Genomic DNA, 20,412 nt, shown 5'->3' with positions numbered 1-20,412 from the left:
GCGTTTTATTTATGAAGCAGTTATCAGCATATTAACAAAGGCGTGTTAAGCGTCAACTATTAAAACATAATGGTCACTGGCCGCGGTGTTCGAACTATGCCAAAATCAGAGCAAATACACTAAAAACAGGTGCTATGGATGCAACATAAAACAGTGATTAAAGTTCGGGGCTATCATTTAGATATTTATCAACATGTAAACAACGCCCGCTATTTAGAGTTTTTAGAAGAAGCCCGCTGGGGGTATTTAGAAGACAGCGGGGATATTCAGTGGTTTAGCCAACACAATTTGGCCTGGGTAATTGTCAATATCAATATTAACTACCGCGTGGCAGCGACCATGGGCCAAACCCTAGAAGTGTATACACGCTTTAGTAAAGTGGGTGGCAAAAGCGCTGTGGTCACTCAGGAAGTTCGGATAGCCGGTTCCGACGCTATTGCGGCAGATGCTCAAGTGACATTCGTTTGCCTGGATCAAAAAACCGGTAAAGCGGTAGCCATTGAGGGTGATCTGCGCCAGCGTCTAGAGCAGCATTTAGTGGAGTAAACTGTTAGCGGGCTTGCAGGCCCTTTTCAGTTTTGCGCAAATGCGCTGTTTTTAATGTTCAACCAATAACTATGGTATTAGGTTTTCTTTGCTGTTACGCGCTATTGCGCTGAACATTAAGCCGCTGGCGAAACACTTTTTTAAGATCAAAAAAGCGGCCTTAAGCCGCTTTCTAACGTCACGTCTGTTGCTTACAACAGCTGCTTTTTAAGCGCTTTCGCGGGCTGATACTGCTTAGCGATGGCGGCATCTAACAGGGCTAAACCTTCATCACGTTGCCCTTCCAGTAACAAGCGACTACCTACCCAAGCCATGACTTCGGCATCTTTTTGCTCTAATAAATACTGCTCCCAACGCTCATCATAAGCCGCCATAATACGTTGTGCCTCTTTACTACCATTCTTAGCGGCTTTGTCCCACCAAAAACGCGCAGAAAAATTGGATGGCACGGAAAATAACGCCGTTACCCAAGGCGCCTGCTGCGACGGGCTGTCATTGTTCTTCGTTATACGATAAACGTTGTGTTCGACCTGACCTTTTAACTTTAAACCTACTAGATTTTGTACTGTGCTAGAGGGGGCAATTTCACCCGAGATGTGCTCTGTAATAGTACCATCGTCCGCTACTCGGACCACCGCAGTGCCCATAAAACCATCAAAATCGACTTTTAACTGCTTTATTGGCCGAAACACGGCTAAATCCAGATTTGCAGCAATCGGCAATTCGCTATCTATGTGCAAAGTATTACTACTTTGCACATCAGCTAAACGCAATAAACTGCCTAGGGTTAATTGATGTTGCGGCAAACCTATTAAAGCGCCCTGCCACAATTGATGTTTTTGGATAAAGTTATCCACTTGCCCCACATTAACACCGCCGCCCAACATAAAATCTAGTTGTACTTTGAATAGATGGCTTTTACCACTGGCTTCATACTTCCAGCGCTTTAACGCTCTGATAGATTCCCTGACAAAAACACGCTCAGGAAACGCATCCAACACATCTATGGTTTGCACATTACCCTCTGCATCAACTAAAAAACGCATAGCCACATAACCGAATTGACCTTGCGCAGCGGCTGATACGGGGTATTTTGGAGGTATGCGCTTTATCGGTTGTGGTAAGTCGACTTCAACACTGTCATCTTCTGGATTCAACGCCGCAATTTTCACTTGCTGCCGAATTTGCAGCAGTTGCGTTTCGACAACGGCTAATTGCGCTGCGGTAAAACTTTGCTGTAATTGCGCAATCACATGTCCAATATCTGCTTTACCGAGTTCAGCCGCCAACATAAAGTACGCTAACGCCAGTTGGCTGTCCTTTTGCACGCTTTCACCAAGGTGATGCATGACGCCTAAGTTGAATATAGCGTCTTCGTTACCGAAAGGGACTAAACGTTCAAACTCCACTTTAGCGACCGCATAATCTTGTTTGTCATAGGCGGTCATTGCTAGATTCCAATCGGCAGAGAGGGGTAAACTGCATATCAGGCCTAACATTAAAGTCCATGTGCGTTTCATTGATCGTCCTTGTTTTTGTTTACTATTGACACATAATCTACACCTATCGCTCAAAATTGCAACACAAAAACCACGTAACCGCTTACTGAAAAACGACTATGCCTTTTCAATTACTTTCAGGTGATGTCGAACGAGCCACTGGCTCGCAGTCAACTTTAAACGGCAATATCTTTTGCAGAGATACAAAATGCAGCGTAGTAACAGGCATTTACAGTGTGCAGTAACCAAAGCGTTATGGGCGCTTGGTTATAAGCATACCTTTTCCCACTGTTATGCTTGTCTCGTGTTTTAACATACTTGCTATTTTTAACGTTCAGCCCGTTTAAACATGCCCCGCCGATTACTATGGAATCAGATTGACATCGCTTTTAATCACTATTGCGTTGAGGGAGCAACAGGTCTGTGCTAACAAGCATAACCTGTACCTTTAACTGTGGTGTTTTGCGTACTTAACGGCTTAACCACTTGGCCATGGTTTGACGAAACAACAGCGCATCATCACTCTCTTGGCAAGGTGCGCCCTTGGCTTGCATCATTTGTTCAAAGCCACTTAGTTGTGGATCGACGATTAAACAGTTGTCGCCGAGCTTAACCAATTGCTGGCCATCATTATAAGTAAATAACACGGCTTTTTCTGGATTGGCACCGGCATGCTGATGTTGTTTTGCTACGGTTATCCGAGGTTGCAGCTGCTGTTGCTGCCATTGTTGATAGCTCGCGTCAGCGGCTTGTGCTAACGCTTGCTGATTAGGCTGCGCTAATTGCTTTAAACTACGCTCAGCTAAGCTGGACCTTGGCGTAATAGGCAAGGAGATAATGTCGCTTGACGCTAACACGGGCTCGTCCTGCCGCGCTTTGCTAACGATTGTAGCACTGACTTCAAGCGGCTTGATGGAATGATTAATGTGGCTAGCTGCAGCCTGTTTTGCTGCGATCTTATCTGCATGAGCCAAAGGTTCCTTTACTGGACGCTCTACTTTCATTTCTGCAACAGGCTCTGGCGATTTAATTGCTGGTTGATAAAGAAAGGTGCTGATCGGCTCGGCTTGTGGCAAAGCAACCGGTTTTTGTAGCGTGGTGTGTAATAACAAAACCAACACGAGGCTGTGCAACAATAATGCCCAAGCAAAGGCTGCTGCATATTCCCGAAATAGCTGTTTTAGTTTAACCATTAAGCAGAGTTCACTCACATAACCAGGTTACTGCTGGCCTCAAGATAAAGTGTTCTGTTTAGATAAGCTCACCGTCGTTTAGTTGCATTAAGTATTTTATAGCACTGTTGTCGCTAGTTAATGAATGGCTAACTATCCAAACCCGCTTAATTGAAGTTCAAAAAAAGCGGCTTTTCGCCGCTTTTCATAATAACTAGAGTTGCTTATAGCAATTGCTTTTTTAACTCTTTCGCCGGTTGATACTGCTTGGCGATAGCAGCATCTAACAATGCTAAACCTTTTGCACGCTGCCCTTCTAACAGTAAGCGGCTGCCTACCCAGGCCATCGCCTCGGCATCTTCTTGCTCTAATAAATACTGCTCCCAGCGCTTATCATAAGCGGCCATAATACGTTGCGCTTCTTTACTGCCATTCTTCGCGGCTTTATCCCACCAAAAACGTGCAGAATAACTTTGCGGCATCTTAAAAGAAGCGCTAACCCAGGGCGCACGATGCGCTGAAACATGACTGTACTTCATGATTTGATAAACGTCGTGATCTATCTTGCCTTTTAACTTTAACCCCAACAAATTTTGCACCTGACTACTGGGGTCAATATCGGCATAAATTTGCTCAACAATAGTGCCGTCATCGGCTATTCGCACCACCGCATAACCGACAAAACCACTAAAATCGACTTCCAATTTATTCATCGGTTTAAAAACGGATAAATCTAACTCTGCCGTAATCGGCATATCTCGGTCGATAGAAATGTAGTTACTGTTTTGTATATTAACCAGACGTAACAAATGGCCTAACATAAATTGATGTTGCGGTGAGCCGATTAACGCGCCTTGCCATAGTTGATGCTGCTGTATTAAATCATCAACTTTTGCAACATTGACACCACCCTCGAGGAAAAAATTTAGCTCTGCGCTAAAAATATGGCTTTTGCCACTGGCTTCGTATTTCCAACGACTTACCGCTCTAATAGCCTCCCTATCAAATACGTTGTTAGGAAATGAGTCCACCACATTAATGGTTTGCACATTACCTTTGCCATCAACTAAAAAGCGCATAGCCACATAGCCAAACTGCCCCTTTGCCGCCGCTGCCGCGGGGTATTTTGCCTGAACACGCTTCACCGCTTGTGGCGCTTTAGTCTTATCGTTGTCATCGATCGATGTCAACATTGGCACTTTTACTTGTTGCCGGATACGCTGTAATTGTGTGTCAACTAGGGCTAACTGCGACGCGGTTAGGTTTTGCTGTAAACCCGTTACCACATGGGAAATGTTAGGCTTACCTAGCTCTGCTGCCAACATAAAATGCGCCAGACCTAAAATACTGTCTTGCGGTACACCTTCACCGAGGTGATACATCGCGCCCAAATTAAAAATAGCCTCTTCGTTGCCGAAAGGAACCAAGCGTTCAAATTCCGTTTTAGCTACCGCATAATCTTGTTTGTCGTATGCCGTCATTGCCGTATTCCAATCAGCTGAAAGGGGCATGCTGCATAGCCATGTCAGGAGCACAATCCATAAGCGCTTCATTGTTAATCCTTGCCAGATTTAAAAACACACTTAATATACACTAAATACACTTTAGCGCAACAATAGGCACGCATTAAAGGATGAATGGGCGTCTTACCGCTGCACATTTCTCAAGCACGAAAAACACGATTTTTATGTTGAGCCGTCATGTAACTGTTAGCGTTGCTTAATTTGCAGCCATTGTTGCAATTTAGCATCAAAAGACATCGCCGCATGTGCCGGGCTGGTAGAAGGAAGGGTTAACAAGCGCGGGGGTGTAATGGCTAGCGTTGGCAATACCTGCTTGTTAAAGCTTTGCTGTGCTTTGGCACCATTAAAGGCGATCAGTTTTAACTGGCCGTGCTCGGCTAAGAAGTGATTAAAATCATTGGCTTGCTCGTGGCGAATGGCGCTGTCTAAACTGCCCTGACGCTGACAATACGCCAGCACATCCCATAACGCAAAACCATGTTGTCGCAATAAGACTAAGCGCTCGTGATAAGCGAGATTGGCAGAGAAACCGCATAACGACGCCATAATGGGCCAAAAGGCGTTACGCGGGTGGGCATAATACTGCTGGCTGGCGAGCGACTGAGCCCCCGGCATACTCCCCAGAATTAACACCTTGGCATCGCGGTTTGCCACCGCGGCCAAGCCTTGCAAAATTACCGGCACAGCTCGGGGTTATATTGCCGTACTTTTTGCCACGCCATACTGGCTTGCTCACGATCGCCTTCTTGCTCGGCTAAGTAAGCAAGTACCGCATAAATATAGCCATTAGAAGGGCTAGAGCGCAGCCAATGCTGCACTTCTTTACGTAACTTTAATACTGAGTTATTTAACGGGATCTGTTTTAAGTAAGGCCAAGCTGCCGGTAAGTCTTCTAAGGTGAGTGCTTGTACTAAACGCTGTTCGGCCCGCTCACATTGCCCCGCCTGAGCTTGCGCCCATGCTAAGCCCAACATAGCGGCAGCCGATTTACGCTCTTTTGACGGTAACGCTTGCCAGATTTCAGACTCTTCGCTAAAACCTTGCTGCGCACTCAGTTGGCTCAATGCCGCAGGATAAATGGCATAACGCTGCAACGGCCATTCTGTTTTACCAAACCATTGCTGAGTTAATGATAACGGAATCGTTTGCAGCAACGTTTGCCATTGGCCGGCTTGTTTTAATGCTTGCAGATATAATTGCCCTAAAGCGGGATCGGTTTTCGCAGCATCAAGATGTGCCGCCAATAAACGACACGCTTGTGCAGGCTTATTTTGTTGTAGCATCAAATCAGCTTGCACAAAGGTCGTGCTACTTTCATCGGCCGTTAAGGCCGCAGCTAACTCATTTGCATGCTCGCTATTGCCGGCATAAAAACTGGCATAACTGGCCAACATGCGTTTTTCATTCACGTATTGTGGATCTAATAAAGCATGTTGTAACTCTTCGCCGGCCAACCGCCATTGCTGCCGCGCATACGCTTGCAGACCAATGGCAAAAGATTCTCGCCCTTTGCGTTGGCGTCTACTACGAAAGAAGTTTAGCGACAATTGCTGCCAATAAGCTAATTTTCGCAGCAATATTAAGCAGATTTTTAACACTAACACCACAGCGACGATGGCCACGAATAAGCCTAATAAGGTCATTTCAATGGTGTAACCTGCTGCAACAATCTTGATATAACCAGGGTTATTAATGAACACCGGCCCCAGCAACATGGCTAGAATTAAGACTGCTGTTAGGATCAACAGCTTACTCATAATTAGCCTCCGTTATGACGCTAAGTTGCCGGTCTAACTGATTGATACTTTGCAGAGCGGGCAATGCGGGCTTTTGCATCGCAGCCGAAGCTAATTCGACAATACTGGCGCTGGTTTGCTGCACAATAGGATCTTCGGCGGCAAAGTAACGCTGCAATAAATCGGCGGCTTGTTGTAATGCGTGCTGATACACTTCCGGCTCTTGCTGTAAAATTGCCAGCTCCGCAAGCAATAACTGCTGCTGTAAGCTTAAACGCACCGTAATTTGCTGCTCTGAAGATAAACTGAAAAAATCTTGGGGTTGCACAGCACGCACACTAAATAATTTACCTGATACCTGCTCCCAATAACTTGATAGGTTATCGCGCCAATTTGCTAAATCATCACTCGGTTGATGCGAGCGAATTAAACGTTGCTCTTGCTGTTTTAAAGGCAACTGCATACTTTGCCGGCGTAATTGACCCAGCTGCAAATATAACGGTGAAAAATCCGTTTTAGGGACTTGTTGCAGCGCAGCCAGATCATCCTTAATTGCCTGTCTAACCATTAACAACAGCACATTATCTAGCTTAGCAAGTTGCTCATCCGCCGCTTGCAACAACCAACGCGCGCTTTGCACATCTTGTTGCAAGACCAAACTTTGACTCGCTCGTTTTAACAAGAAACGTACTTCCATCAATACCCAGTGTTGTGGCGGTGCGCCATCACGCTGTTGCACTTGCTGGCGTAAGCTCTGTATTTGCATTTGCAATTGTTCACGATCTTGCTGCATCGCTTGTTGATACTCTTGCTGCAAGCGTAACTGTTTTTGTTGCTGAGCCTCTAACCATTGCTGTTGCTGCTGACTGATCGTCGCTGTCGTTTGCTGCAGTTTTTGTTCAATGCCCTGCTCTGTGATCTGGCTCTGCTGTTGGAGTGATTGCCATTGTGGCCACAGCCAATACCCCCCCGCCACCATAGCGGCGGTTAATAACAACACAAGAAAAATGGCAAACCAGGCCAGACCATTACCTTTGCGCGGCGGTGTATTTGATGATTCCGTGTGGGTCGTATCGGATGCAACCTCAGCGGGTGCTGTCACTTTTTCCGAAACGGTCGCCTGCCCTTGCTCACTCATAGAATGTTCCTCTTAAACTGCGTCACCGCCTCTAACAAGGCATCGTCATTGGCGCTGCTTGCTAGATGAATATGCTGTAGTGGGATCCCTAGTGCCAGCGCACTGTCGCGTGCCCGTGGGCTAACCAGGATCCAATGTTGTTGAGCAAGCCAAGCATGCTGCTCTGTGGGCACTAACCCAAAAATGCGCTGCAAAATTTCATTACTCGTGGCTACGATACACTGCACGCCCAGCTGTTGCCATTGCTGCTTCAGCTGAGCACCATCTAACGGCAATGGCAAACGGCTATAGCTTTGCACATAACGCACCGTGGCACCACGTTGCACCAAGGTTTGTTTAATCAGTTCACGACCGCCATTACCTCGCACTACCACCACTTGTTGCTCTGCAACGCTGTTCAACTCAGGTAGTGCTAACAACCCTTCACTGCGCTGATCTTCTGGGATGATCACCTGACGCCCAGTCCAACGTTGTAAAGCGGCACCGGTAGTGGCACCGACAGCAAATAAGCGCCCCGGCAATTGTTGCACTGTCACTTGTTGCTCTAGAGTGTTCACCGCACTGATGCTGACAAAAATTAAGCTATCCGCTTGCTCTAGCCAGCGAATATCTTTCGGTTTTAATTGCACCATTTGTGTAGTAATCACCGGCTGATACAGATAGGGAATACCGTAGCTGTCTAATGATTCCAGTAAATGGTCTGCTTTGCCAGCAGGGCGCGTGATTAAGAACATAGTAAGCGCTAACTTTGCTGATAAACAGCAGCGAGGATCTCTCCGGCGCCTGCTGCCAACAATTGTTCAGCCAATTGCTGACCTAATTGCTCAGCCGCATCGATGCTACCGCGAACGTCATCACGAATAATCTGCTGACCATCCAGTGAGCCAACTAAACCTCGCAGCCACAGTTGTTCACCTTCTAATATAGCAAAAGCACCAATGGGCACCTGACAACCCCCTTGTAGCGCGCGGTTCATTGCTCGCTCAGCCAACACACATTGCCGCGTTAAACTGTGCTCTAAAGGTGCCAACAGGGCTTGTACCTGAGCATCATCACTACGACACTCGATACCCACTGCCCCTTGACCGTTGGCTGGCAAACTGCTGTCGACGGTTAAATAGCTGGCGATACGCTCAGCAAAACCTAAACGTATCAGCCCGGCCGCAGCCAAAATAATCGCTGCAAATTCCCCGTTATCAAGTTTCTTGAGCCGAGTATTAACATTACCGCGTAAATCGCGCACTTGTAAGTCAGGCCGTAAAGCTTTTATTTGGCATTGCCGACGTAAACTCGAAGTGCCCACAACAGCGCCTTGTGGCAATTCAGCTAAACGACGAAACTGGTTAGAAACAAAGGCATCACGCGGATCTTCGCGTAAGCAAATTGTTTGTAACTGTAAGCCCTCAGGAAACGCTACCGGCACATCTTTCATACTGTGTACGGCAATATCGGCTCGGTCTTCCAATATGGCGGTTTCTAACTCTTTAACAAACAGACCTTTACCGCCAATCTTCGCCAGCGGCGTATCTAAAATTTTATCGCCTTGCGTCGACATCGGAACTAATTCAACATCTAAATCAGCATGATATTTCAGCAACTCGGCTTTCACAAATTCGGCTTGCCAAAGTGCCAAGGCACTTTTGCGTGTCGCAATACGGATTTTGGCCATGCTTATACCTCTGCCTTATTGATCAGGCGGCTTTGAATAAAGCGGCTGATTTCATCCACTTCTTGCGCACAAACACTGTGCGGCATCCGATAATCGCGCCAGCTGACGTTAAAGCCAGCAGCTTTATAGGTATTGTAGGCCTGCTGACCAGCAGCCATTGGCACGACAGGATCTTGTGTACCGTGTGCGATAAATACCGGCGTATTTTTGTTGTGGCTCAACTGCTCTGCGCTCAGTTTATCGGGGCAAGCCATGTAGGTAGATAACGCCATAAAACCCGCCAACTTATAAGGCAAGCGCGGTAATAAGTGCAGTGCAATCACGCCACCCTGACTAAAACCCGCCAGCATAATGCGTTCACTCGGGACACCTGAGCTGATTAATTTATCGAGCAATGCCGTGACCGCGATAGCTGATTGCCTTACGCCAGCTTCATCTGCGCGATTGGTCAAATCCATGGTTTTAATATCGTACCAAGCCCGCATCCGCATACCGCCATTTACCGTGACCGGAATTTCAGGTGCATGTGGAAATATAAAACGAATACCGGCATTCGCAGGTAAACGCAACTCCGGTACTATCGGTGCAAAACCGTGACCAGAATCGCCTAAACCATGTAGCCAAACTACAACGGCTTGAGCCGTGCCTTGTGCCGGTACATCAACAAAAGGAAGTAATGCCATGTTATTGCGGCCCCAACACAACTGTTGCACCCGCTTGTTTAGAAGCGGCCTCGTTAACTAATTGCCAGAATTCAATACCGGTACGATTATCAATCCATTGGCCATCGCGCCATTCAAAGTGATGGCCGTTAAACTTAGTTGCTACCCATAGCTGGTGTAGTGGCGGTTGTTTGTTAATGATGATTTTACTTTTGTCGGGAAACTCAATACTCAACAAACCACCATTCGACTCATAATCCAGATCAAGGTCCTGTTGCTCGATGCCATCTTCTACCGCTAACAACATTTGGTCAGCTAATTCATCATATTCTAGGTCATTCATCTGCTTCACCTGTTTGCTTTTACTGCTAAGGATGCGATTATAGAGCGTCAATTAATTAATGAAATAAAAACCATGTACGCTCAGCGAATTTCACGCCCGTTACGCCTGCTATTTAGCGGACTATTATGCGCTGCTCTGCTTACGGCTTGCGGCCAGAAAGGCCCACTTACCTTACCACAGGCCGAGCCAGAAGTGGCAGAGCCCGCATCGCAAAAGATAACAACACAATCTGAAGAACAAGGGTGACTAGATTGGATTACTTTAATTATCAGGGTGATACCTTATTTGCAGAGCAAGTTGCTCTGTCAGAAATTGCGGCCAATTATGGCACACCAACCTATGTCTATTCTAAAGCCACCATTGAACGGCATTATTATGCCTTTGCCGATGCCGCCGCGCAGCATCCGCACAGCCTCGTTTGTTATGCTGTGAAAGCCAACAGCAACTTAGCCGTGTTAAATATACTGGCTCGACTCGGTAGTGGTTTTGATTTAGTTTCTGCCGGTGAGTTACGTCGTGTGATTGCTGCTGGGGGTGATCCAGCCAAAGTGGTCTTTTCTGGGGTGGGTAAAACCGCTGAAGAAATGCACTTTGCGTTACAACTCGGTATTAAATGCTTTAATGTTGAATCAGTGAGTGAATTACACCGCTTACAAGAGGTGGCAAAGTCGCTGAATAAAAAAGCCCCGGTGTCGCTGCGCGTTAACCCCGATATCGATGCGAAAACGCACCCTTATATTTCGACCGGTTTAAAAGCGAACAAGTTTGGGATCGATATTTTATTAGCCGCAGAGATTTATCGTGATGCCAAGCAACTAAGCCATATCGAGTTGGTTGGCGTAGATTGTCATATCGGCTCTCAACTCACTGAAACACAGCCATTCTTAGATGCCTTAGAAAAACTGCTGGCACTGATCACTCAGCTTCGTGCCGATGGTATCGCATTAAAGCATATCGATATTGGTGGTGGCTTAGGGGTAACTTATGACCAAGAACAACCGCCGCAACCTTCAGACTATATCAAAAAAGTGGTCGAGCGCTTAAAAGATTATCCCGAGTTAGAACTGATTATGGAACCTGGCCGGGCCATCACTGCAAACGCGGGGGTGTTACTGACGAAGGTTGAGTTCTTAAAACCAGGACAAGAAAAACACTTTGCCATCGTTGATGCGGCGATGAACGACTTAATCCGCCCCGCTTTGTATAGTGCTTGGATGAACATTGTACCGGTGGTCATACAGCAAAACCTGACACCACAAACTTATGATGTGGTAGGCCCGGTCTGTGAAACAGGCGACTTTTTAGGTAAAGACCGGCTGCTCGCCATTCGTGAAGGCGATTTATTAGCCGTGCGTTCTGCGGGGGCTTACGGTTTTACCATGAGCTCGAATTATAATAGCCGCCCGCGTGCTGCTGAAATCATGGTGGATGGCGAACGCAGTCACCTGATCCGTGCCCGTGAACAATGGCAAGATTTATGGCGTGGCGAACAATTGCTCGCAGACTAAGCATTTAGGGCTCATATGTTACTTAATTTCACCAAGATGCACGGTTTAGGCAACGACTTTATTATGATTGACGCAGTCAGTCAGAATGTCTTCTTAACCAAAGAGCAGATCAAAAAATTAGCCGACCGTAACTTTGGGATTGGCTTTGATCAGCTACTCATGGTTGAGCCGCCTTACGATCCGGATCTGGATTTTCATTATCGGATTTTTAATGCTGATGGCTCAGAAGTCGAACAATGCGGCAATGGCGCCCGCTGCTTTGCTAAATTTGTGCGCTATCGTGGTTTAACCAATAAAACTAAGATCAACGTGAGTACCAAATCAGGCAAGATCACCTTGTATGTGGAACAAGACGGTCAAGTCACGGTGAATATGGGGATCCCACAACTTGAACCGGCCAAAGTGCCGTTTAAAGCCCAAAAACAAGAAGCGACCTACATTATGCTGACAGAGCAACAAACCGTATTTTGCGGTGTTGCTTCAATGGGTAACCCGCATGCGGTACTTGATGTGCCTGATGTTGCCACAGCCGATGTTCACACGCTGGGGCCACAACTGGAAACGCATGAACGCTTTCCAGAAAAAGCCAATATTGGCTTTATGGAAGTATTAAACCAACACCATATTAAATTGCGAGTATGGGAGCGCGGTGCTGGTGAAACCCTAGCCTGTGGCACAGGCGCTTGTGCTGCGGTAGTAGTAGGCCAACTTCAAAAGAAACTGGGACAACAGGTTCGCGTTGACTTACCTGGTGGCAGCCTACAAATTCGTTGGAACGGACCGGGCACACCGGTAAAAATGACCGGCCCCGCAGAACATGTATTTGATGGACAATTATCCTTATGACAGACAGCCTGATCCAGAAAAAAGAGCTGCTCGCCGCTTCTGTGGTGCTCGATTACTTACAACAGCACCCTGATTTTTTTCAGCACTATCCTGATTTACTGCCGCAATTGCGTTTACCGCATCAACAACGCGGAACAGTGTCATTAGTTGAGCGACAACTTGAATTACAACGTGAAAAAATTCATCTCCTTGAAGAAGATATAACACGCTTAATGTCGGTAGCACGGCAAAACGAACATATCTTCATCGCTCTTAATGCCTTGCATATCGCTATTCACCAAGCAACGAGCTTTAAACAACTGACCGCAGCGTTACAGCAATTTGCTGATACCATGCCCTTAGTAAAGTATTGTCGTTTGTTAGGTTTAGAAAATGGCCAACAAGATTTAGCCCCCTATGAACTGTTATTAAGCCGCCGCTTGCAGCAACAGTCGGTTTATTTAGGTCGCTTAAACAAAGAAGAGCAACAAGGCATTTTTCCTGCGAAAGTGCATTCTGTAGCCCTACTTCGCATTGACCATGCCAATGAGCCATTGGCTATTTTGGCGTTTGGTAGTGAACAAGATGAGCACTTTCAACCGGGTATGGATGTGTTGTTTTTAAGTCATTTAGTGACACTGCTCGCCTTAGTGTTGCCGCCTTATGTCCGCAACTGAGCTACCGCTGCACTGGTCTGAGCCGGTGCAGCAATTTTTAAGCTATCTTCGGCTGGAACGCGGTTACAGTAAACAAACGCTGCAAACCTATCAGCAGCAACTTAGCAAACTCGCGCATGCCTTACAGCCTGCACATGAAAGTTGGTTTAAATTAAGCCAAGCGCATATCCAACAGCAATTGCTGCAATTTCGCAAAGAAGGCCTTAGTGCCCGTAGCTTGGCACTTAGCGCGTCGTCTTTACGTAGCTTTTATCGCTGGGCTCAACAAGCAAACTTAACTCGCGAGAATCCTGCGCTGTCTTTAAAGTTGCCCAAAGCCAGCAAAACCTTACCGAAACAACTCGAAATTGAACAACTCAGTCAATTACTCAGTTTTGATAGCACTGAAGATATTTTGGCGTGCCGCGATAAAGCCATGTTGGAGTTGTTTTACTCTTCCGGTTTACGCTTAGCGGAGTTAGTGGCGATTAATCTGAACGACTTAAATCAGGCTGAAGCCTTAATTCGTGTTACCGGTAAGGGTAATAAGCAGCGCCAAATTCCGGTTGGTTCGGTAGCACTTCGTGCGTTGCAGGCTTGGTTAAACATGCGCCCGTCGCTGCTCACCGACAGCACTGCCGAACAAGACCGCAATGCACTTTTTTTAAGTATTGAGCATCAACGTATTTCTCCAAGGCAAGTGCGCGAGCGCGTGCTGCATTGGGCTAAACAGCAAGGCTTAGGCCAACATTTACACCCGCATATGCTACGCCATTCATTTGCCAGCCATTTATTGCAATCCAGTGGTGACCTTCGCGGCGTACAAGAGCTATTGGGCCATGCCAATCTGAGCACCACTCAGGTTTATACCCATCTCGATTTTCAGCATTTGGCCAAGGTGTACGACAGCGCCCATCCGCGGGCAAGGAAAAAATAATGCAATTATATAAGTCACTTAAACCCATATCGGTATTGTCTTTTGACTTAGACGATACGCTATATGACAACAAGCCAGTGATTGCCGCGGCTGAAGCCGCTATGTTGCAAAGCCTGCATATGCATGCCCCTCTGACAAAAAATACCCACAGTGATTTTTGGTGGCAGCAACGCCGTTTATTAGCGAAAAACAACCCCGACATTCGCCACGATATTGGCCGCTGGCGCTTACTGGGTGTTGAGGCAGGTTTAGTGACATTAGGCTTAACATCTTGCGAAGCAGGCGAAATTGCCGAGTTAGCATATCAAGCGTTTTGGGATGCACGTACGACCATTAACGTATTACCTGAAGTAACAGAACTGCTGGTAAGTCTAGCCAGCCGCTATCAACTGATTGCCATCACTAACGGTAATGCCTGTATCAAAAAAATGGGGCTTGGCGACTTATTTGAACTTAGCTTGCAAGCTGGCCCTGATGGCCGCATGAAGCCTTATCCAGATCTCTTTTTAGTTGCAGCTCAACGTTTAGCTGTGCAACCCAGTGCTATATTGCATATTGGTGATAGCCATCGCGCGGATGTGATGGGTGCCCTAAGTGCGGGTTGCCAGGCGGCGTGGCTTGATCATTACCAAACCCCGGTGCCCATTTTACCTCACTTGCACTTTAACCAATTACAGCAACTGCGCGACCTAATATAACTGGTTATTTATACACTAATACCACGCGTATGACTTGGCGCTTAGACCAAGGCTGTTATAATGGCTAAAAATAGCGAATCGAGAGCGACGAATGGATGTTTCTTACCTGCTGGACGGGCTAAACGATAAACAACGCGATGCCGTGGCGGCACCGCCACAACATATGCTGGTACTTGCTGGCGCCGGTAGTGGTAAAACCCGGGTGCTGGTGCATCGTTTAGCCTGGTTAATGCAGGTAGAGAGAGTGGCCCCTTACAGCTTGCTCGCTGTTACCTTCACCAATAAAGCCTCGCAAGAAATGCGTGGTCGGATTGAGAGCACCATTGGCGTTAGCTTAAATAACTTATGGATGGGGACCTTCCACGGTTTATCTCATCGCATGTTGCGCGCGCATTATCAAGAAGCTAACTTGCCACAAAGCTTTCAAATCATTGACTCTGATGATCAGCATCGCTTAGTCAAACGTGTATTAAAAGCACTGAATCTGGATGAAAAGCATTGGCCTGCCAAACAAATTCAATGGTTTATCAATGCCCGCAAAGACGAAGGGCAACGCCCAGGCATGATTGATGCCGGTGCTGATTTTAGCTTACAACAAATGGTTAAAATTTATGCGGCTTACCAAGATATGTGTGACCGTGCTGGCTTAGTCGACTTTGCCGAAATTTTACTACGTAGTTTTGAATTATTGAAAACACATGATGCCGTCAGAAACCACTACCAACAACGTTTTCGGCATATTTTGGTTGACGAGTTTCAAGACACCAATGCTATTCAATATAACTGGTTACGCCTACTGGCAGGCAGCAGTGCCAAGGTGATGATCGTAGGTGACGATGACCAATCTATCTATGGTTGGCGCGGCGCAAAAGTTGAAAATATTCAGCAATTTTTAAAAGACTTTGCTGGTGCCGATACGATCCGCCTTGAACAAAACTATCGTTCTACTGCCACTATTCTTAAAGCGGCCAACGCGGTGATCAGCAATAACAGTGGTCGACTCGGTAAAGATCTATGGACCGACGGCAGTGAAGGCGAAACCATTTCTTCCTACAACGCTTTTAATGAACTCGACGAAGCGCGCTTTATTGTCAGTCGCATTCGCGATTGGCATAACAAAGGTAATCCACTTACCGAAAGCGCTATCTTATATCGTAATAACGCGCAATCGCGGGTATTAGAAGAAGCCTTAATCCAAGAAGGATTACACTATCGGATATACGGTGGCTTACGCTTCTATGAACGACAAGAAATCAAAGACGCTTTAGCCTATCTGCGCTTACTGAATAATCGGCAAGATGATGCGGCGATGGAACGGGTAATTAACACTCCGGCGCGGGGCATCGGTGAAACCACCATGAACAAGGTACGCCAGCAGGCTCGCGCTAGCCAACAAACCTTATGGCAAGCCCTTGAGCAAATGCTCGCAGAAAAACAACTCAGTGGCCGAGCAGCGAATGCGATTGAGCAGTTTATGCAGTTGATCACGCAATTAGATACCGATCTTAACGAGCTACCGTTACACGAACAAGCCGAGAAAGTGATTAAGCAGTCGGGATTATATGCAATGTATCAAGCCGAGAAAGGGGAAAAAGCTCAAACTCGGATAGAAAACTTAAATGAATTGGTTACCGCCTGCCAGAACTTCGACAGTGTGCTGCAAGAAGAAATGACCCCGTTAGCAGCCTTCTTATCACAAGCCGCGCTCGAAGCAGGTGAATACCAAGCAGAAGAACATTCTGATGCCGTACAATTGATGACCTTACACTCCGCTAAAGGCTTAGAGTTTCCGTTAGTATTTATGTGTGGTTTAGAAGAAGGTATGTTTCCAAGCCAGCAAAGTGGTGATGATCCAACACGGTTAGAAGAGGAACGTCGCCTCTGTTATGTCGGCATGACGCGAGCGATGCAAAAACTGTATTTATGCCATGCGCAAAGCCGTCGTTTATACGGTCAAGAGCAATACCCAAAACCATCACGCTTTTTACGCGAAATCCCGGATGATTGCGTTGAAGAGATCCGTTTAACCACGCAAGTCAGTCGCCCGGCACAGTTCAACCGATACAGTCATGCCGCCAGCCATAGCGCTTTTGAAAATACCGGCTTTAAACTGGGTCAACGAGTGTTACACGAAAAGTTTGGCGAAGGAACCGTGTTAAATTATGAAGGTAGCGGCCCACAATCACGTATTCAAGTGAACTTTGACCAGTTAGGTAGCAAATGGTTAATGACTGCCTATGCACGACTCGAGGCGGTCTAAGCCGTGCTTGCCGCTCTGCAACAAGCATTAGCGAAAGCGGCTAATTGCCGCATTCGCTTACCCGTTGTGTTGCAAGGTGACGAAACGCAATTACTGGCTCAAGCGCAACATTTGCTACTGGCATTACAACCTGAGCGTGGTTGGTGGTTAGGCGAACATACACCAGCGCAATGCCAGAACATCGGACAATACAAAGCGCATCAACTATTGGGAATTGAGTGTGACTGCTTAATTATTAATGCCTTTAGTGGTTTTGATGCCGACAAAATTGCCGCCAGTGCCGGTGCGCTCACCGCAGGCGGTCTCTGGTTATTATTAGCACCTGAGTCATTACAATGGCAGCAACTCGCTAACTCCGCACATCATCGTTTACGCTCTTATCCAACCCCCACTGATTACCCTGGTTACTTTATAGCGTTTTGGCTTGGGCAATTACAACAAGCTAATGTTTTGCGCGGCAACGCCACAACACTTTTTAATGACTTAACTTGGCCTGAGGCAGAGGCAACCTCTACAACATTAGACGTTACCATACCTTATAAAACGTCTGAACAAGCTACAGCGGTTAGCGCTATTTTAAACGTCGTATCAGGCCATCGTCGCAGGCCATTATTATTACTTGCCGATCGCGGCTGTGGTAAATCAGCGGCATTAGGTATTGCCGCCGCACACTTAGCCCTATCAGGGAAAAAGCACATACTGATCACCGCACCGGCAAAGGCACAAGCGGCAGTCGCCTTAGCACATTTTGCGCAACTTACCGAACATGAGGCTTCTGCTTCATCGGCACTGCGCTTTGTTGCTGTAGATGAGTTATTAACTTCACAACCCGAAGCCGAACTATTATTGATCGACGAAGCAGCAGCAATACCAACGCCCTTGCTACAACAATTACTAGACCATTATAGTCGTATTGTCTTTGCTAGTACCGAGCATGGTTACGAAGGCACCGGCCGCGGTTTTCAATTACGTTTTCAACCTTATTTGACGAAACGCTGCCCAAATTGGCGATTATTACGTTTAACTCAACCTATCCGTTATCAAGCACAAGATCCGCTAGAACAATTAATTAGGCTAGGCTTTCTTTTAAAGCAAACAGATGAGACTACCGTGACGCTCACTGCTGAAAGCCTTGAACTTAAACATTATCACGCCAGCGACTGGCTAACTGAACCGAAGAAACTACAACAAGTCTTTGGTTTGTTGAGCTTTGCGCATTATCAAACGCAGGTAAAAGATCTGGCTGCACTGCTAGATAACCCAGCATTGAGTGTTTATTCCCTTGAACAAGATAAACAAATACTGGCCTGTGCCCTGATCAGCCAAGAGGGAGAGATCGATGACGCGCTAAGCCAAGCAATCTATCAAGGACAGCGCCGGATCCAAGGGCATTTATTAGCACAAAATCTGGCTTTTCATTTGGCCAGCCCGGCATTAGCCACCGTTAAATTGGCGCGCATTATGCGTATTGCGGTGCAACCTCATTTGCAACGACAGCAATTAGGAAGTCAGTTGCTAACTCGATTAGAAAAGCCATTGCAGCAACAAGGTTATCTTTATGTTGGCAGTAGCTTTGCTGCTTCCGCTGATTTAGTGCGTTTTTGGCAAAAAGCGGGCTTTGCGGCTATTCGACTCGGCATGCAGCTAGATAAAGCGAGTGCGGAGCCTTCACTGGTTATGCTAAAAGCATTATCGGCAGAAAATGTATCAAAGGTTCAGCAGCTAAAACTAGAATTTGCTTCGCGCCTTTATCAAGAATTACCCGAATACCCAAGCAATATAGCGAGTGATTTGCTCTTGCAACTTATTCAGCCAACTCAACACGCTATGACGCCCCTTACTCTTAGCAATCTGCAATTATTTAGCGCAGATCAACGCCCCTTTGAACTCGTGATCAGTGAGTTACTACAGTGGTTTAATCAATACGCGGTCGTATTATCAAAGCAGCAGCAGCAAGTGTTCATTGCTAAACTTTGGCAAAAACAAAGCTGGGCAGTGATTTGCCAACGCTTTTCTCTCACGGGAAAACCTTGCGCTATTAAACTGATGCAACAAGCAATAACACAGCACATAGATTCAGCCTAAACTATTGTCATTGCGTTATTAATGCTAGAGTAAGGCCTTATTATTGGAGACATTATGTTTAGCTTATTTTCATTATTGCTCAGTAGTACAGCACCCACTCTTGATCATCTTACGCTGTCTGAGCGAAGCTTATTACAAACAGCTATCCATACCCAAACCAGTTATAACGTTATTGCTGAACAATATGCTCAATGCCAACAAATCAAAGATTATCAAATATTGGGTTTACCTGAGAAACGAGAATTAACCAGCATCATTGAAGCCACTTTAAATATTCCTTATAAAGATTTTCTATTTGCAATTAACCACGCTAAAGCTTGGCAAAGTTTAAAACCTCGCGAACCGATGCCATTAGTTGATTGTAGTAAAACCATGGTATATCAAGATTATCTTGATCAATATGCACTACAACGTTTTGCATTAGAAATTGCAGAACCCATTACAAAACCCTTACTGACCAACCCTGTAAATAGTCAACAGCAAGAGAGCACCGCTTTACTACAAAGTTATGCCCAACGCAGTAGCACCATAGCTATTGTCACCGTTACTGATAGGCAAACACTTACCGCTATAGAACAAGCCAACTTTTTACATTTAGACTATACCAGTCGTTATATCTATCGCATCAATCAAGGCTGGAAAAACGTGCCACCGTTATACATGGGCATGCACATTCAAATAAACGAAGCTGATTTAAATAAGTTTGATGGCGATTGGCTGATTTTTCTCAACGCACAAAAGCAATATATCGCTGCTCGCCCAGTAGAGGATGTTGAAGATTTCATCAAAAGCCTTGGCAAAACAGAATGGCAAGTTGATAGTAACGGTAACTTACAACGCCCTTAATTAATCTGAAATGTACTGACTGTTTTACGCAGTTATTATATAAATAATGACACGCTTATATTTCATTAATAACAGCTCAGCTTTACAAAGTCAGTTTTATTGATGAGATGACTGAATAGCCAAAAGCTGTGATACGGATGATATTACAGCCAAGTTAACAAATCAGGGTATTCTAAAAGCCCTATAATACCATTCCATCTTGTTTTCTGCTCTAATTGTACTCACCAAATCATCATACTCTGAGTCTTATGAATCATACTGCTGAAGACATCCTTAAGCTTTCTCGCGCCGAGAAAAATGGGCGTAAGC

The 20,412-nt window shown here is 46.1% G+C and carries 20 protein-coding genes; 10 read left to right on the top strand and 10 right to left on the bottom strand.

The annotated features are described in order from the left end of the window. Positions 1 to 138: 138 nt before the first annotated feature. On the top strand, positions 139 to 546 hold the full coding sequence (locus L1N97_RS16095) for an acyl-CoA thioesterase (protein WP_229586118.1): 408 nt from the start codon (positions 139 to 141) through the stop codon (positions 544 to 546). Positions 547 to 737: 191 nt separating this feature from the next. On the opposite strand, the gene L1N97_RS16090 is transcribed toward L1N97_RS16095, so the two are convergent. The 10 genes from L1N97_RS16090 to cyaY form a co-directional block, all read right to left on the bottom strand. Beyond that, on the bottom strand, positions 738 to 2,066 hold the full coding sequence (locus L1N97_RS16090; RefSeq protein ID WP_236130509.1) for a TonB family protein: 1,329 nt from the start codon (positions 2,064 to 2,066) through the stop codon (positions 738 to 740). Between the two features lie 449 nt (positions 2,067 to 2,515). Then, positions 2,516 to 3,238, bottom strand: a complete 723-nt coding sequence (locus tag L1N97_RS16085; protein ID WP_236130508.1) for a hypothetical protein — start codon at positions 3,236 to 3,238, stop codon at positions 2,516 to 2,518. Between the two features lie 203 nt (positions 3,239 to 3,441). Next, the gene (locus tag L1N97_RS16080; protein WP_236130507.1) at positions 3,442 to 4,728 is read right to left on the bottom strand and encodes a TonB family protein; all 1,287 of its coding nucleotides are present in this window, start codon (positions 4,726 to 4,728) and stop codon (positions 3,442 to 3,444) included. A gap of 198 nt (positions 4,729 to 4,926) precedes the next feature. Further along, on the bottom strand, positions 4,927 to 5,424 hold the full coding sequence (locus L1N97_RS16075; RefSeq protein ID WP_236130506.1) for a DNA-deoxyinosine glycosylase: 498 nt from the start codon (positions 5,422 to 5,424) through the stop codon (positions 4,927 to 4,929). Further along, positions 5,415 to 6,497 (bottom strand): heme biosynthesis protein HemY, encoded by a 1,083-nt coding sequence (locus tag L1N97_RS16070; RefSeq protein WP_236130505.1) that lies wholly within the window; start codon positions 6,495 to 6,497, stop codon positions 5,415 to 5,417. The genes L1N97_RS16075 and L1N97_RS16070 overlap by 10 nt, the downstream gene beginning before the upstream one ends. Continuing rightward, positions 6,490 to 7,614 carry a uroporphyrinogen-III C-methyltransferase gene (locus L1N97_RS16065; RefSeq protein ID WP_236130504.1) on the bottom strand — a complete coding sequence of 375 codons (1,125 nt, stop codon included), beginning with the start codon at positions 7,612 to 7,614 and terminating at the stop codon, positions 6,490 to 6,492. The genes L1N97_RS16070 and L1N97_RS16065 overlap by 8 nt, the downstream gene beginning before the upstream one ends. Continuing rightward, a complete protein-coding gene (locus L1N97_RS16060; RefSeq protein ID WP_236130503.1) occupies positions 7,611 to 8,348 on the bottom strand; it encodes a uroporphyrinogen-III synthase in 738 nt (245 codons plus the stop codon). The genes L1N97_RS16065 and L1N97_RS16060 overlap by 4 nt, the downstream gene beginning before the upstream one ends. A gap of 8 nt (positions 8,349 to 8,356) precedes the next feature. Further along, on the bottom strand, positions 8,357 to 9,283 hold the full coding sequence (gene hemC / locus L1N97_RS16055; protein ID WP_236130502.1) for a hydroxymethylbilane synthase: 927 nt from the start codon (positions 9,281 to 9,283) through the stop codon (positions 8,357 to 8,359). A 2-nt stretch (positions 9,284 to 9,285) separates the two neighbouring features. After that, positions 9,286 to 9,966 (bottom strand): alpha/beta hydrolase, encoded by a 681-nt coding sequence (locus tag L1N97_RS16050; protein ID WP_236130501.1) that lies wholly within the window; start codon positions 9,964 to 9,966, stop codon positions 9,286 to 9,288. Between the two features lies 1 nt (position 9,967). Next, positions 9,968 to 10,288, bottom strand: coding sequence for an iron donor protein CyaY (gene cyaY, locus L1N97_RS16045; RefSeq protein WP_226751432.1), 321 nt, complete (start codon positions 10,286 to 10,288; stop codon positions 9,968 to 9,970). Positions 10,289 to 10,360: 72 nt separating this feature from the next. Here cyaY and lptM point away from each other — a divergent pair, with 72 nt between their 5' ends. From lptM to L1N97_RS16005, 9 genes are all read left to right on the top strand, one after another. After that, complete coding sequence (gene lptM / locus L1N97_RS17120) at positions 10,361 to 10,534, top strand: LPS translocon maturation chaperone LptM (protein WP_420778856.1); 174 nt, start codon at positions 10,361 to 10,363, stop codon at positions 10,532 to 10,534. Positions 10,535 to 10,539: 5 nt separating this feature from the next. Next, positions 10,540 to 11,796, top strand: coding sequence for a diaminopimelate decarboxylase (gene lysA, locus L1N97_RS16040; RefSeq protein ID WP_236130525.1), 1,257 nt, complete (start codon positions 10,540 to 10,542; stop codon positions 11,794 to 11,796). A gap of 15 nt (positions 11,797 to 11,811) precedes the next feature. After that, entirely contained in the window at positions 11,812 to 12,642 is an 831-nt protein-coding gene (gene dapF / locus L1N97_RS16035) for a diaminopimelate epimerase (protein ID WP_226751435.1), read from the top strand. Further along, positions 12,639 to 13,298, top strand: a complete 660-nt coding sequence (locus tag L1N97_RS16030; protein WP_236130500.1) for a DUF484 family protein — start codon at positions 12,639 to 12,641, stop codon at positions 13,296 to 13,298. Before dapF ends, L1N97_RS16030 begins: the two co-directional genes overlap by 4 nt. After that, on the top strand, positions 13,285 to 14,214 hold the full coding sequence (gene xerC / locus L1N97_RS16025; protein WP_236130499.1) for a tyrosine recombinase XerC: 930 nt from the start codon (positions 13,285 to 13,287) through the stop codon (positions 14,212 to 14,214). The genes L1N97_RS16030 and xerC overlap by 14 nt, the downstream gene beginning before the upstream one ends. Then, positions 14,214 to 14,912 (top strand): HAD-IA family hydrolase, encoded by a 699-nt coding sequence (locus L1N97_RS16020; protein WP_236130498.1) that lies wholly within the window; start codon positions 14,214 to 14,216, stop codon positions 14,910 to 14,912. The genes xerC and L1N97_RS16020 overlap by 1 nt, the downstream gene beginning before the upstream one ends. Before the next feature lie 91 nt (positions 14,913 to 15,003). Then, entirely contained in the window at positions 15,004 to 17,172 is a 2,169-nt protein-coding gene (gene uvrD / locus L1N97_RS16015) for a DNA helicase II (protein WP_236130497.1), read from the top strand. A gap of 3 nt (positions 17,173 to 17,175) precedes the next feature. Continuing rightward, a complete protein-coding gene (locus L1N97_RS16010; protein WP_236130496.1) occupies positions 17,176 to 19,257 on the top strand; it encodes a GNAT family N-acetyltransferase in 2,082 nt (693 codons plus the stop codon). Positions 19,258 to 19,311: 54 nt separating this feature from the next. After that, complete coding sequence (locus tag L1N97_RS16005) at positions 19,312 to 20,103, top strand: hypothetical protein (RefSeq protein ID WP_236130495.1); 792 nt, start codon at positions 19,312 to 19,314, stop codon at positions 20,101 to 20,103. Positions 20,104 to 20,412: the final 309 nt, after the last annotated feature.

The sequence above is a fragment of the Rheinheimera sp. UJ63 genome (assembly GCF_021568285.1).
Taxonomy (GTDB): domain Bacteria; phylum Pseudomonadota; class Gammaproteobacteria; order Enterobacterales; family Alteromonadaceae; genus Alishewanella; species Alishewanella maricola.
This window is presented reverse-complemented; position numbering and strand designations above follow the sequence as displayed.